The organism is Rhizobium skierniewicense Ch11 (genome assembly GCF_023757665.1).
Lineage (GTDB): Bacteria > Pseudomonadota > Alphaproteobacteria > Rhizobiales > Rhizobiaceae > Agrobacterium > Agrobacterium skierniewicense.
Map to the genome: position 1 here is coordinate 1 of NZ_RXPG01000017.1, position 14106 is coordinate 14106.

Genomic DNA, 14106 nt, shown 5'->3' on the forward strand with positions numbered 1-14106 from the left:
CCGAGACCGGCGCGCCCGCCTCGTGCTCCTTCAGAATGCCGATGATCTGTTCGTCTGTAAAACGGTTACGCTTCATTCCCTGGTCCTCTCAATGGGCCAGAGCTTACTTCAAAATGGATTATTTCAACGGGGCAAGGTCAGCACGGCTCCCTGGTCCGGTGGTATGAGACGATTGCGGAGGCGATACCCGATAGTGTGGTCTGAGATTTGCTGCAAACACCTCCGCCGATCGCGACGACCGGCGTCCCTCATCGATATGATCTTGCAGTATTCGACAGGTTCATCGGCCGCTTGCCCCGCGCAGAGTTGAGATAACAGGGCATCCCTACGCCGGTGCATTGCCGGTCGATCTATATGTGATAATGTCCTTTATCATATATAGATCAGTATCTTACTACGGGTCGTTCGTGGCGCTTCGCCTTGATGAGAGTCGAACCAGCGACCTGCAATTTTAAAGGCTTAGGCGGCCCAGGGATTGATAACTCTCAATCCGGCTGCTTCAAATGGGCTTGTATCTCGCGTCGCGACCGCGAGATGGCTTTCTGCAGCCGTAGCAGCAATGTGTCCATCAGCCTTCCCGATCGCCTTTCCGGATGTTCGGCCGCTGGCCATCAGGTCCGCGTAGAACTGGGACGTACCTGCGTTAAAAGGCAGAATGCGCCCGTCAAAAATCGGTAGAACTTCACCTTCAAGGCGATCGTGGAGAATTGTCTGGCGCTTCCCCGATGGCATTGAGGCAATCCCGAAACGAAGTTCGGCAATTGAAATAGCAGAAATGAATAGCGTTTCGATGGCCTGCGCATCCAGCCAAGCCAGCACAGCGGTGTCAGGAGCCGGCTTCCAAGGCTCAGATATTACATTAGTGTCTAGCAAGATCATTCGAAAGTCATCGGTACTGCCGGAGTCCTGTCGCGCTGTTGTTGCAGCGCTTCGACGTCGCTGTTTGACATTTCGGCGTCACGGCCAATGGCCGCGAGAAGCGAGCCGAGTTTCACGCGTCCAGATGGACGAACAGCGGCTTCGAGAATGTCACGAATTTCGGCCTCCGTACTACGACCGTGGTAAGCTGCTCTTGCGCGTAACGCCCGATGAGTTTCATCAGAGAGGTTTCTTATGGTCACCGCCGCCATTTATCCAATCCTATCAACATCTTTATTGTGATATCAATACCACAGAAATGATAGCGTTCTCAAGTCGTACTATGAGAAGGACACGGGTAATTGTGCGCGGTCGTTCGCCTTAATAGGACACGAACCATCGACCCGTTAGGGGAATCCGACTGAAACTTGTCAACCTGGCAACAAGCCCACTTCTTTATAGCTATCGATCATCGCGTCGAAAAGCGCAACGTCGGACCGACTGCGGGCATGGAGCTGCGCTCCCGCGACGGCGGCGAAGATCGCCCTCGCCCTCGAATTGCTCGCCGTCTCATCTGTCAGACCGGCGTCGATAAGCCGTTCCGCAAGCCAGGCGATGTTCACGTTCGCGAAGGTCTGCACCTGCTTTCGGACCGGTTCGGGAAGATCGTCATATTCTGCGCCGAGAAAGCTACCGAGGCAAAGGCGATTGCCATTCTCCAGCGACATCCGGAACGTCTCGGGATACTTTCGCAGAGCAGCCGTCGGATCACCCTCCGCGTCGGCGACCTCTACAAGCCAAGCCTTTGTATCCTGCCAATAACGCTCGGCAATCGCGGCTGCGAGATCCGCTTTGCTCGGAAAGTGGTGGTAAATGCTGGCAGCTTTGATGCCGACTTTGGCTGCCAGTTCGCGCATGTTGAGTCCCCCATAGCCGTGCGCCTGAGCGCTCAGTCGTCCCGCTGCAAGGATAGCCTCTCTGGCATTGCCGCTCAAAATATCGCTCCTTCGTCCCAAGCTAACAAATGTTAGATAGGGGTTGACGAATGAAATGTAAAGTCCTAACTATTTCAAACCTACCAATCGTTAGTTAGAGAGAGTGTTATGAGCAACAAACTGATTTTTTCCGATGCCAGCAAGCTGGCAGAACTCATTCGCAATAAAGACCTATCGCCTGTCGAAGTGGTGCAAGCCCATCTCGACCGCATCAACGCAGTCGACCCCCAGGTCAAGGCGATTGTGACTGTCGCTGACGGTGCGCTTGAAGCAGCCCGTCAAGCTGAAGCCGCAATTCGTGCTGGTGAGGAACTGGGGCCACTGCATGGCGTGCCCTTCACCGTCAAGGATTCGATCGACACTGCCGGTGTCCTCACTCAGCGTGGTTCACCGATCTTTAAGGGCCGCACCCCCGATCGCGATGCGACAAGCGTCGAACGCATGAAGAAGGCAGGCGGTATCCTTCTTGCCAAGACCAACCTTCCGGAATTCTCTTATTGGATCGAGAGCGACAACCTGCTGTCCGGGCGTTCCAACAATCCATGGGATTTGGAGCGCACGCCAGGCGGTTCGAGCGGTGGGGAGTCCGCTGCCATCGCTGCAGGCATGTCGCCGATCGGTCTGGGAACTGACCTTGCAATCTCCGTCCGCGGTCCTGCTGCACAGACCGGAATCACCTCGCTGAAAGCGACCCATGGCCGCGTGCCGATGACCGGCATCTGGCCGCGTGCACCGCGCCGCTTCTGGCACGTTGGCCCAATGGCTCGTTCAGTGCGTGACATCGCACTGGCCTTCTCTCAACTCGCCGGAGCCGACGGACAGGATGCTTTCTCCTCAAGTACCGTACCCTTCGATGCCGGCATTGGCCGACAGCCATATCGCCAGCTTCGCGTGGGTTGGATGGTAGGACCAGGATTCGGCCCTGTCGATCCCGAAGTTACCACCACCGTCAAGGCTGCTGCCGGAGCGTTGAAAGACCTGGGTATCTCGGTGGAGCATGTCGGCATCCCCGCCCTGGAGAAGGATTTCGCACTTGACGTATTTAACCGTCTCCATGTCATGGAAATGAAGCCAGCCTTCCGCGAAGCGACCGAAGGTCGTCGGGAAGACGAGCTTTACAAGATGGCAAAAACAATGCTGTCCCTGCCCGACACCTCCATGGAGGATTACATCGATGCCGAACAGGCCGCCGAGCGCTTACGAGATGGCTATGCGGATTACTTCTCCCGCTACGACGCTCTCATCACCCACGTCTTGCCAATTCCAGCCCACAAGCATGGCGTCGAGGAATTTGTCATCGATGGTCAGACAGTCGACGCAACCTACCTCCAGGGCGCTACCGTACCTCTCAATGTCACGGGTCTCCCAGGCGTTTCAATGCGGTTCGGAACAAGCAGGGAAGGTCTGCCGATCAACGTCCAGATTGTCGGCAAGTGGCAGGCAGAGTCAACGATCCTGCACGTCGCATCCCTCTTGGAGGCCGTAAGCGCGACGCGCGGCCTGCGTCCCACGCTCTGAGCGCTATTGTCTATCGGGCACGGCCTTCTCCAGTGGAAGACCGTGCTCCTTCGCCACCTCGGCGATCAGAAACCTCAGCCATCTGTGTGCCGGGTCGCTGCGGTAGCGAACATGCCAGCCGAGCTCTACAGGAAAGGTGCCGAGATCGACAGGCGCCGGCAATGTTTTGAGCCTTTCGTCGCGCGCAAGGCGCTCGCAGATCAGGCGCGGCAGCGTCGCACAGTAATCGCTGACGGCGACCATTTCCGGAACCGCTAGGAAGTGCGTGACCGACACGGCCACCTGGCGCTTGAGGCCAGTCTGCTGTAACGCCTGGAACAGGCCGATGCGCATCCGGCCGGGCGGCAGCACGTTGACGTGCTTCATATTCTCGTACTGCTCTTGCGACAATTGATCTTTCACATCCGGATGATCCTTTCGCACAACGCAGGCGAGGCCATCGTCCATGATGTGCTGCACCACCATGTTGTCCGGCGGATCAACAATCCTGCCGAGCACCATTTCCGTCGCGCCGGATACTGCTCCGGTCTCTACCAGATCGTTACCGAAGGGTATCAGACGTAACCGGATACCCGGCGCGAGATCCTTCAGCCGAGCAACGATGATCGGCATCAAAACGATCTCGACATAGCTGTTGGGAGCAATAGTGAACTGGCGCGTCGCGAGAGCCGGATCGAACGCCTGCTGTCCGCCGATTGCGTCGTCCAGGCTGGAGAGCGCCGCACGCACGATCGGCGCAAGCTCCTTGGCCGTCTGTGTCGGCTTCATACCGTACCGCTCGCGGATGAAGAGCGGATCGCGAAGTGTGTCGCGCAATCGGTTCAGTGCATTTGACAAAGCGGGCTGGGTCATTCCGAGCCGCTCTGCGGCACGGCTGACATTGCGCTCGTCCATGAGGGTCAGGAAGACAGGCAGAAGGTTCAGATCGTACTTCATTCAGTCATATTGCTGGCGATATATCTGAAATCAAGAAGATAAATTTCCGAAATGTCTATCGAGGGTGCATCTTTCTCTCATCCGAACAGTCGGACAGATCGGAAGGATCCGCCAAATGAAAATCCTCATGGTTCTCACCTCGCACGACCAGCTCGGCAACACCGGCCACAAGACCGGCTTCTGGCTCGAAGAATTCGCCGCGCCCTATTACACTTTCCTTGAAGCCGGCGCCGACATCACAGTCGCCTCACCGAAAGGAGGCCAGCCGCCGCTAGATCCAAAGAGCGACGAACCGCACTTCCAGACCGAGCAGACGAAACGTTTCCACGCCGATCCGGCCGCGCAGGCCGTGCTGACATCAACCGTGCCGCTTGCCTCCGTATGGCCGGATGATTTTGACGCCGTCTTCTACCCAGGCGGCCATGGACCGCTCTGGGACCTGGCGGAAGACAAGGACTCGATCGCGATCATAGAATCCTTGTATCGCTCCGAAAAACCGGTCGCCTTCGTCTGCCACGCGCCGGGTGTTCTGCGCCACGTCAAGGCCGCCGACGGCGCGCCGCTGGTGAGGGGCAAAAAGGTGACCGGTTTCAAAAACACCGAAGAAGACGGCATCGGCCTGACCAACGTCGTGCCGTTCCTCGTCGAGGATGTGCTGAAGCAGAATGGCGGCGTCTACTCCAGCGGGGCGGACTGGGGATCCTATGCTGTCCAGGACGGGCTCCTGATTACTGGCCAGAACCCCGGCTCCTCCGTTGAGACTGCACAGATCCTTATCAATATCTTGCAGACTGCTTCCTTGACCGGCCAGCGGGCACTCTCCGACTGAATGTGTCCGTCGGAGCGGCCCGCGTCGTACTACCCGCAATTCTTCCCGCCGTTGCAGAAATAGCCTGACGGCACAATATCTCGAACGACTCATCCGATTCAACTGACAATCAAGTCAATCGAGTCAATCGAGCCGTCAGCGCTGAAGTCGTTGCCCATCAAGCAGGTCATGCCGTCTAGGGTCTCGCCATCCCGCTCATGCAAACGTCGGGCTAATGTGACCTAACGGAGGCCCAACCCCTTGGGAGTTTAGAGGTTCAGCTACTCCGTCAGAACTTGAGATTTTGGCGCTCATGACCGTTTGTGGGCTATTATAGCCAACTTATGGACCTGTGGCGGCTTGGCCATTCAAGTGGGCATCCCGTCCGCCCTTATCGTCAAAAGTGTCGAAGATAGCGAACGAACTTGGACCTTCCTGGATTGCGTACCGGGAAATCGTGCCCGGCTCCGCGTTTACTAGAGGAATGGCTGATCGCAGAAAATCGGCGACGATCAGATCCTGAACTATGCGAGCTAACGACCAAACAGGCCGCTAGTTATCGAAGCTTTTACTCAGCCGCGTCGACCCCAAAAATCTTCCGGCTCTCCCATTCTTGTGGCGTCAGCGTCTTGATGTCGAACTGGTCGCGGGTGCGAGCATAGGTATGTCCGCCCATGCGGCCAACGGCGTCCATCATCTGTTGGTCGATATGCAGATTGGACGTGTTTACTGCCTCGCTACGCACGAAGACGCCGACGACTTCGCCCAGGATGATCTCGCGGGCGGGACCTACCTGCAAGGTGGTATGACGACGGCACTCAAGCGCTGCGGGCGCTGCGAGAATGCGTGGGCTAGCCACCATTTCACCCGGCACGGTTTCGAGACCCGCCTCCTCCATCTCATTGATGTCGGGACCGAATTTAATGGCGCATATCTCCATCTGGTCCACGAGTGCGCTGTCGCAGATATGCACGGTGAATTCGCCGGTTTCGCGAATGTTGCGCGCCGTATCCTTGAAGCGCATGTCGGCGTAATTCTCGACGCCGATCGCAACGATTGCCGGATCATGGGTCAGTACATTGAAGAAGCTGAACGGCCCGGCATTGGGGCGGCCTTCTCTGTCGACCGTTGTCACAAGCGCAATCGGACGCGGGATCACCGTGCCGATCAGGATCTTGTAGCGCTCGCGCTCGGTAAGCCTGGCGAAATCGAAATGGGTGTGGGCAGGGGTCGTGTCGGTCATTTCAGGCCTCGGCAGTAATGCGATGGGTTTCAAGCGGAGTGTGGCGCGACAGGTTTTCAAACCCGTCTTTGGTCACGACATACATGTCACCAACATTGCAGCCGGCCGAGAGCGGCTCAAGCCACTGCGTGTGGAGCACGAAGACCATTCCCTCCTCCATCCGATCGTAGTTATGGGAGGATATGTTGAAGCTGTTCTGGCCGCCGGCCATCCCGACCGAATGGCCTAGATTTGGATTATGCGGGCCATGCGTCGCCGGATAGACATGCATGAGTGTGCGGCCCTGCGCTTCCCAGTCGATGTTCTTCACATATTGGCGCGGGATAAGCCTCGCGCTGCTGTCATCCATCGGCGCCCAGTTATAGGGCATGGTGCGCGCTTCCGGCGACGCCAGCATACCGCGCTCGATCATCGGTTCGAAGGCTGCATTGTTGATATCGCGCATCAATGCGCCGGGGCGGATCAGCTTTTCCGCACGCTTCACACCTTCGGTGCAGGCGGCGAGCACCTCTTCCTGGTGCTTGGTAATCTCGCCGATTGCGATCATCCGAGCGGTCTGCGCGGTGTAGCCACGATAGGTGACATTGGAGACGTAAAGATTGATCAGGTCCCCAGGTCGCACCACATGCCCATAAGGCTTGCCACAATGGGTGCCAAACTCGTTAATACCGATCTGGTAACCGTCACCGGTCTCGCCGCCGAAGGAGAGTTGCGCCTGGGTGAAGGCCGCATAAATCTCGTGGTCGGTCACGCCGGGTTTTGCCACATGATACGCCGCCTGCGTGGCGATGCTGACCAATTGGGCGGCAGCCCGAAACATCTCGATCTCGCGTGGCGAGCGCACCTTCTGCATGCGGTCGAGAATGGCATTGTCCGCGACGAATTTTACGCTTGGCATCAACGTGTCGAGACCTGCCCAGAAGGTCAGCGAGGTGCGGTCACCAATGCGGCCGATCTGGGCTTTGGATAGCCCCATCCCGGCCAGCAGTTCGGCACATTTTTCCGCGGTCTTGATGACGCTGTCGCCGGGACGGTCGGCATATTCCCGGCCGATCGGGCCGATCTGCCAGATGTCCTCTACCAGAACGGGTTCGCCGCCTGGCGGCAGAAGGACGGACTGAGTAAAGAAGGACAGCAAGACCATGGGCTTGTCGACGTCGGTCGGGATGATCAGCACGCCTTCCCGCATCCAGTCGCAAATATAGCGCAGATAATGGTTCGACATGTGAAACCAGCCCACACCGCCAGTATGGACGATCAGCGCGTCATGTCCGGCCTCCACCGCCTGCCGGCGGATGCGCCGCAGACGATCCTCGAATTCCTCGACCGGTAGAGGCAATGGTGCGGAGAAATCGAAATCAGGCTGGAAATCCGCTAGCAATGATCCGACGCGGTAGGAGCCGGTCTTTTCGGCACATAAATTCATGGGTGTTTCTCCGATTTTTTGAATTTCGATCAGGCCTGACGTGTCGGTGCCAGCACCCGCCTTGCCACCAACATGACGATCAGCGTCACACCGATCAGCAGGCCAGACATGGCAGCCACCCGCACATCGAGCGATTCTTCGATAAGGGCGAACATCCTGAGCGGCAGCACCGTCGTCTGGGCATCAGCGAGGAAGAGCGAGACGGAAACATTATCGAGTGACTGGATGAAAACGAGGAATGCGCCGGCGAGAATGCCCGGTGTCAGCAGGGGCAGGATCACGCGCCTCAGGGTGGTGAACCATGTAGCCCCCATCACCGTCGAAGCTTCTGCCAGCGAAGGATTGATGCCCTGAGCAACAACGGAAGCGGCGCGGTACATCAGTGGCCCGAACACGACGACATGGCCGATCACGGTCAGCCAGAGCGATGGCTGCAGGCCGACGAAATTGGCAACGATCAGCGCGGCCAGACCATAAACCAAGCTCGGTAGCACCAGCGGGGCGAGAAGCAGTGGCTCGATCGTGTTGACCGAACGACGTTGCATCCGCGCCATGCCAATGGTGGCGGGCACGGCAAAAAGCAGCGAGCCGAGAACAGCAAGGCCTGCGATCTTGAGCGAGTTGCCAGCGGCGATATGTTCGGTCCCGGAACGGACGGGATCGAGCAACGCCTCATACCAGCGCAGCGAGAAGCCCTCTGGTGGGTATTTGAGTGTCTGCCCTGACGTAAACGACATGGTAATTGCGATGACGATCGGGGCCACCAGATAGATCAGGCTCAAGCCGCCGAAGCCGAAGACGAATGCCTTGTAGAGCATGGCAGGGACCGGGTTTTCGGATTTTCTACGCATGGCCGACAAGCCTCCGGTGACGGGAAATCATGGTCATGCCGACGAGAAGAATGCCGGTCGATATAAGGAGCACGACAGCGATGGCAGAAGCCATCGGCCAGTCGAACAGCGTGCCGACCTCGCGGTAGATCAATTGCGGCACATAGACGTTGCGCGCGCCGCCGATCACCGCCTGGGTGACGAACGAGGCACTGGTGCTGGCAAAGACGAGAATCCACCCGGCCAGAAGTCCAGGCAGCATCATCGGCAGCAGGACCGTGACGAGAATGCGCCATGGCCCGGCGCCTGAAACCTGCGCAGCCTCGGTGTAGGTCACGGGGATGCGCGACAGGATCGCCACCAGCGGCAGGATGATCAGTGGTAGGTCGATCTGGCACATGGCCATCACAAGACCTAGTTCCGTTGACATCAGAGTGAACGGACGCTCGGCCAGTCCAAGCGCCACGAACGTCGTGCTGATCGGCCCCTGCCGCCCGAGAATAACGATCCAGGCAAAAGTCCGAACCACATTGCTGGTCAACATCGGGATCAGCGTCAGGAAAATGATGATCTGGCGTGCGGTCTTGCCGCTGTGCCAGTAGAACAGCGCGATCGGCACACCGAGCAGCGTCGTGGTGACGATAGTCTGTACCCCCAGCTTGGCGGTATTGACGAGAACGCGGTAGTTGAACGCATCGCCAAGAAATCGTGCGTAATTGTGCAGGGACAGACCGTCGGGGCCGATAAAACTGAAGCCGACAAGGACGGCGAGCGGCGTCGCAAAGAACGCCACCGATAGCGCAAGCATCGGGATAACGTAGGGGAAGCCGCTCGCCTTCATGGTTTACCCTCAACCGGCCACGAGGGCGTCGAACTGGCGGATCCATTCCGGCCGGTTCTTGTTGATCGCCGCCCAGTCCGGATACACGAGAGAGGCGAGCTGTTCGCGCTTCACATAGGCCTCAATGCCGGGTGTCAGTTCCACTTCTTTGTTCGTCGGGAACATTTCGGTTGGCGGCATTTTGAGCTTGTCCTGAGCGGCCTTCGAGATCGCGGCGTCCATATAGGCGTAGGCCGCGTCGACGTTCTTGGCGCCCTTGGTCAGATGGATGTTGACGGGAGCCGCGGGCGAACCCGTCTCCGGCTGGACGAATTCGGCGTTCAGCCCCATCGCCTTCAACTTGGCGACATTGCCGGTCGAGCACATGAAGACTGCGATTTCGCCTTGCTGGAACAGTGTCATCTGGTGGTTCGTGCTGGCTACCACGCCCTTGATCTGTTCCGGATGCTCCTTGAATAGCTTGAAGACGGCATCCATGTCAGTTGGGCCCGAACCAAAAATCTTGGCGATCTCGGTATAGGCCATCACGCCTGTATTGGAGGCAAAGCCGGTCCACGACACGAGGCCTTTGTAAGCCGGATTTTCAAAGAGATCGCGGTAGCCCTTCGGCGCCGGGACGAGATCTGGATTATAGGCGATGCCGTTGACTTCGACCGTCACGGTCAGGCCGTACTCGCCCTGGAAAACCGGATCGAGCATCCCCCAGTTTTTGAGCTTCGAGGGGTCGATCTTCTGGATGAGATCGTTCTCGATGGCGATGGCCATCTGGCCGGGCGACATCAAAAGCGTGTCGTAAGGCGGGTTACCGGGGCTTGCCATGACCTTGGCGAGCTGGTCCTGCGCCATTGCCGGGGCGACGGTCAGGTCGAAACCGACCTCCTTGACGAGAGGCGTCAGGACCGTACGGTAGCCGTCTTCCCAATTGCCTGGAAAGGTCGCGGCAACAGCCGTGCCACCGGCTGCACGGGCAGCAAAAGGAACGGTTGCTACCACAGCCGCACCGGCGGCAAGCAGTCCGAAACGGCGTCTTGTGATGTTGAAATCTTGCATCTGTTCACCTCTGTTGTTGTTATTCACGGAATGCTTCCGGTTCGCTCGGAAAGGCGTGACACCTCATGGTGTCTATCTCGGCAAAGAGCTGTGCTCCCGGCGCGGGAATGAAGACCGAAGGCCCGCGGACCTCCGAGGAACGAAGGTTGGTCCCGTCTTCGAGAAGAAGATCGTGGACAAGGGTGGGTCCAAGCGGGACGGACACCGTCAATCGCGCCGGTAGGGCCGACGCGCTCGGTGTCGCAGACAGGCGAACGTTTTCGGGACGGAAGGTGATCGTGACCTTGGAGCCCGCGGTGAAATTTAGACGACGCGGGAGGACGAGGGCCCTGCCATTCGCAAGCGTGACCAGGGTTGCCTCGGCATCCAGGCGATCCACCGTTCCATGCAGCACATTGGCCTGGCCGATGAACGTATTGACGAACAGCGTTTTCGGCCGGTCATAAACGGCCATCGGCGTGTCGATCTGCTCGACATTGCCCTTGTTCATCAGCACCAGACGGCCAGCGAGACTTTGCGCCTCCTCCTGATCATGCGTGACGATCAGCGTGGTGATGCCAAGCGTCTTCTGCAGATGCAGAAGCTCGACCTGTAGATCGAAACGAAGCGCCCGGTCCAAGGCGCCGAACGGTTCGTCGAGAAGCAGAAGCGATGGCCGTCCGGCAATGGCACGGGCCACCGCAACACGCTGCTGCTGGCCACCGGAAAGCTCACGCGGCAGGCGATGGCCAAATCCCTTCAACTGCACCAGCGACAGCATTTCCTCCACCCGCTCGCGGCGCTCGGCGCGCCCCACCTTCTGGCAGGCCAGCGGATATGCGATGTTCTCGGCGACCGTCAGATGTGGAAACAGGGCGTAGTTTTGGAAAACCATGCCGATACCGCGCGCACGCGCCGAAACATTGGCAAGGTCTTCACCTCCGAGCTGGATCACGCCGGTCTTCGGCCGGATCAGGCCTGCGATAGCGCGCAGCACGGTGGATTTGCCGCAGCCGCTCGGTCCAAGGAGCGCGACGATCTCACCGGCCTTTACCTCGAAAGAGATATCGCTGATCGCGTTCTGCCCGCCATAACTATGGGTCAAGCCACGAACGCTGAGCTCTCTGCCTTCTGCTGCCTTCGGGGTCTGCGACATGAGTGTTCCCTTGGGTTGCGGCTGCATAGCCGAGCGCGTCGAGCTCGTCGGTATCCAGCGGAGATGTGGTCGATCGGTAATTTTGAGTTCGCTTTGGGTCATGAGAGGGTAGTTGCAATCGGCGTGCCAACTACGTCAATTGAGTTCGCCTAACGAAATCAAATATATGATTTTATTTATTTATTTTTGATTTATCTATTTTCGTAACTTTGCAATAATGAAAAAAATGATATTCATTAAAATTTATTTATTGTGCATTTCTGATGAGAGACGATGATTTGTTGTGCAGATTTTTTCTCCCTCGACCTTTGAAGCGAGTCAATTCGGTGTTTTTCTCCAGGGCCGCGACAGCGCAGCGTACCGAGTAGTCAATATTATTATTCACCAATATCAATGCGTTATAATAAGTCCTCTTCAAAAAAATAATTAGCGCATTCGTGCGGATGATTCTCTCATCACAAACTTTCGAAAATTCATGCGAAAATAAACTCGAATGCTCATCTGATTTCTATGTAAAAAAGAATCTAGCAAAAACAGTCGCATGAGAGCAGTGAGGTCGAACTGGCATACTGATTGCATCGAGAAATCCTAAAAATTCACGACAACACAAATGTGAAAAAGGGGTTCCGCATGCATAGCTTCAAGAAAACTCTTACCGCCATCTTAGCAGGCATCGCCTTCGTTCTGCTCGCCTCAACCACCCACGCCGCAGAAGGCTCGCCCGTAAAGATGGTGCCGGAGGCGGATGTGGCCAAGCTTCCAGGCGTCGCATTCAATCAACAACTGGCAGATCGCCTGCCCGCAGCAATCAAGGAGAAGAAGGTCCTGAAGGTCGCGACGGATCTGACGCCGCCGATCAGCTTCCAGGATGAGGCTGGCAAGCTGATCGGTATCGATGCCGACCTCGCGGCAGCGCTAGGCGTCATTCTTGGCGTCGATGTGCAGATGACCAATGTCGGCGCGGGCGCAGCCATCGTCCCCGCCGTGCTCTCCAAGCGGTTCGACATGACGCTCTCCGGTATCAATGACGATGTGGAACTGGAAAAGCAGGTCGACGTAATCGACTACATGTATGACGCAACGACCATCATGACGGTCAAGGGCAATCCACTCGGCATCAAGAGCATGGAAGACCTCTGCGGCAAGAAGGTTGCCGTGCCTGTCGGGACGTTCCAGAACAGGCTCGTCGTCGCTGCCTCGGCAAAATGCAAGACCATGCCAATCGAGATCATATCAATCCCGAAAATGCCTGACGTCCTTCAGGCTGTGCGAACGGGCCGCGCCGATGCGACCGTCAATGGTTATGCAACGAGCGTCTACACCACCGAAAAGCAGACCGGCAAAGGCGTTGGCCTGCAAGCCTTGCCCGATGTCCGCCTCGCTGTCGGTTATCTTGGCATGCTGGTCTCAAAGGACAATCCGGAGCTCCGGGATGCCGTGATCGCCTCGCTCCAGCACATGGTCGACAGCGGCGCGTATCAGGCCATCATGGCGAAATGGAGCCTCGGGCCGCTTGCCGTGAAGACCGTCAAGTTCAACGACGCCGCCTCGATGCCGGTGGATTGAGCTATGGCACTCTTCACTCAACCGATCAGCATGACCGTCGCCCCGCTAAACGGCAAACCTGTAGGGTGGGGCCAACTTACAACTGGAACCATCGCGATCCTCGTGCTGGCCCTCATGGTTCTGGCTGTCGGGCGAAATCAGAGCGTCCAATGGAGCGAGATCCCGCGCTACATGATCGACCCCGTCATTCTTGGCGGCGTCGTCCTGACGCTCGAGCTGACAGCGGGCGCCATGGTCGCCGGCATCGTCATCGGTTGTCTCGTCGCCGTCATGGCAACCAGCCAGAACATCGTTCTCAAGGCGATCGCCGTCGCCTTCGTCTGGTGGTTCCGCGGCGTCCCGCTGATCGTCCAGATATTCTTCTGGTTCAACATCGCGCTCTTCGTCCCTGAGATCGGCTTAGGTTCCTGGTCGGTTTCGGTAAACGACATTGTCACACCCGCTTTCGCAGGCTTTCTGGCGTTAGGTCTACACGAGGCGGCAAATATGAGCGAGATCATTCGCAGTGGCCTGACTGCCGTGGATCGTGGACAGCGCGAAGCCGCATCGTCCCTGGGCCTCAGACCATTGCAAACCCTGCGAACCGTGGTCCTCCCTCAGGCAGTCCGGCTCATCGTCCCGCCGACTGGAAACCAGGCGATCGGGATGCTGAAGGCGAGTGCCATCGTCTCGGTCATCGGCATGCAGGACTTGTTGACACAGGCGCAGGCGATATACGCCCGCAACTTTCTGGTCATCGAGCTCCTATGCGTTGCCTCCCTTTGGTACCTCGGGATCACCACAGTCGCATCGATCGGCCAGCACTATCTGGAACGGAAACTCGCGCCGAAAGGTCGCTCGAACAGCTGCAAGAATTGAGCATGTGGGGCCAGCGCGCAGACAATGGCGCCACAAAATCAA

At 57.7% G+C, this 14106-nt stretch carries 14 protein-coding genes; 4 read left to right on the forward strand and 10 right to left on the reverse strand.

Features of this window, described 5'->3' with window-relative positions; genetic code table 11:
* Positions 1 to 459: 459 nt before the first annotated feature.
* From EKM04_RS13895 to EKM04_RS13905, 3 genes are all read right to left on the reverse strand, one after another.
* Positions 460 to 879 carry a type II toxin-antitoxin system VapC family toxin gene (locus EKM04_RS13895; RefSeq protein ID WP_183897961.1) on the reverse strand — a complete coding sequence of 140 codons (420 nt, stop codon included), beginning with the start codon at positions 877 to 879 and terminating at the stop codon, positions 460 to 462.
* Positions 876 to 1130: a FitA-like ribbon-helix-helix domain-containing protein gene (locus tag EKM04_RS13900; RefSeq protein ID WP_183897960.1), complete on the reverse strand. Its 255-nt coding sequence runs from the start codon at positions 1128 to 1130 to the stop codon at positions 876 to 878. Before EKM04_RS13900 ends, EKM04_RS13895 begins: the two co-directional genes overlap by 4 nt.
* 159 nt (positions 1131 to 1289) lie before the next feature.
* A complete protein-coding gene (locus tag EKM04_RS13905) occupies positions 1290 to 1853 on the reverse strand; it encodes a TetR/AcrR family transcriptional regulator (protein ID WP_183897959.1) in 564 nt (187 codons plus the stop codon).
* 108 nt (positions 1854 to 1961) lie between these two features.
* Between EKM04_RS13905 and EKM04_RS13910 the strand changes: the two genes are divergently transcribed.
* Positions 1962 to 3371, forward strand: coding sequence for an amidase (locus EKM04_RS13910; protein WP_183897958.1), 1410 nt, complete (start codon positions 1962 to 1964; stop codon positions 3369 to 3371).
* A gap of 3 nt (positions 3372 to 3374) precedes the next feature.
* On the opposite strand, the gene EKM04_RS13915 is transcribed toward EKM04_RS13910, so the two are convergent.
* Positions 3375 to 4307, reverse strand: coding sequence for a LysR family transcriptional regulator (locus tag EKM04_RS13915; RefSeq protein ID WP_183897957.1), 933 nt, complete (start codon positions 4305 to 4307; stop codon positions 3375 to 3377).
* Positions 4308 to 4422: 115 nt separating this feature from the next.
* On the opposite strand from EKM04_RS13915, the gene EKM04_RS13920 reads away from it, so the two are divergent.
* Complete coding sequence (locus EKM04_RS13920; RefSeq protein ID WP_183897956.1) at positions 4423 to 5136, forward strand: type 1 glutamine amidotransferase domain-containing protein; 714 nt, start codon at positions 4423 to 4425, stop codon at positions 5134 to 5136.
* A gap of 547 nt (positions 5137 to 5683) precedes the next feature.
* Here the strand turns inward: EKM04_RS13920 and EKM04_RS13925 are convergent.
* Genes EKM04_RS13925 through EKM04_RS13950 form a run of 6 tightly spaced genes read right to left on the reverse strand, consistent with a single transcriptional unit; the run spans position 5684 to position 11640 of the window.
* Complete coding sequence (locus EKM04_RS13925) at positions 5684 to 6358, reverse strand: flavin reductase family protein (protein ID WP_183897955.1); 675 nt, start codon at positions 6356 to 6358, stop codon at positions 5684 to 5686.
* Between the two features lies 1 nt (position 6359).
* Entirely contained in the window at positions 6360 to 7784 is a 1425-nt protein-coding gene (locus EKM04_RS13930; RefSeq protein WP_183897954.1) for a M24 family metallopeptidase, read from the reverse strand.
* Positions 7785 to 7813: 29 nt separating this feature from the next.
* On the reverse strand, positions 7814 to 8635 hold the full coding sequence (locus EKM04_RS13935; RefSeq protein ID WP_183897953.1) for an ABC transporter permease: 822 nt from the start codon (positions 8633 to 8635) through the stop codon (positions 7814 to 7816).
* Complete coding sequence (locus tag EKM04_RS13940; protein ID WP_183897952.1) at positions 8628 to 9455, reverse strand: ABC transporter permease; 828 nt, start codon at positions 9453 to 9455, stop codon at positions 8628 to 8630. The genes EKM04_RS13935 and EKM04_RS13940 overlap by 8 nt, the downstream gene beginning before the upstream one ends.
* A gap of 9 nt (positions 9456 to 9464) precedes the next feature.
* The gene (locus tag EKM04_RS13945; protein ID WP_183897951.1) at positions 9465 to 10505 is read right to left on the reverse strand and encodes an ABC transporter substrate-binding protein; all 1041 of its coding nucleotides are present in this window, start codon (positions 10503 to 10505) and stop codon (positions 9465 to 9467) included.
* A gap of 19 nt (positions 10506 to 10524) precedes the next feature.
* Positions 10525 to 11640, reverse strand: coding sequence for an ABC transporter ATP-binding protein (locus EKM04_RS13950; protein WP_412763002.1), 1116 nt, complete (start codon positions 11638 to 11640; stop codon positions 10525 to 10527).
* 630 nt (positions 11641 to 12270) lie between these two features.
* On the opposite strand from EKM04_RS13950, the gene EKM04_RS13955 reads away from it, so the two are divergent.
* Together EKM04_RS13955 and EKM04_RS13960 are read left to right on the forward strand one after the other, a co-directional pair.
* Positions 12271 to 13206: an ABC transporter substrate-binding protein gene (locus EKM04_RS13955; protein ID WP_183897949.1), complete on the forward strand. Its 936-nt coding sequence runs from the start codon at positions 12271 to 12273 to the stop codon at positions 13204 to 13206.
* A gap of 3 nt (positions 13207 to 13209) precedes the next feature.
* A complete protein-coding gene (locus tag EKM04_RS13960; protein ID WP_183897948.1) occupies positions 13210 to 14064 on the forward strand; it encodes an amino acid ABC transporter permease in 855 nt (284 codons plus the stop codon).
* The last annotated feature ends 42 nt before the right edge of the window (positions 14065 to 14106 follow it).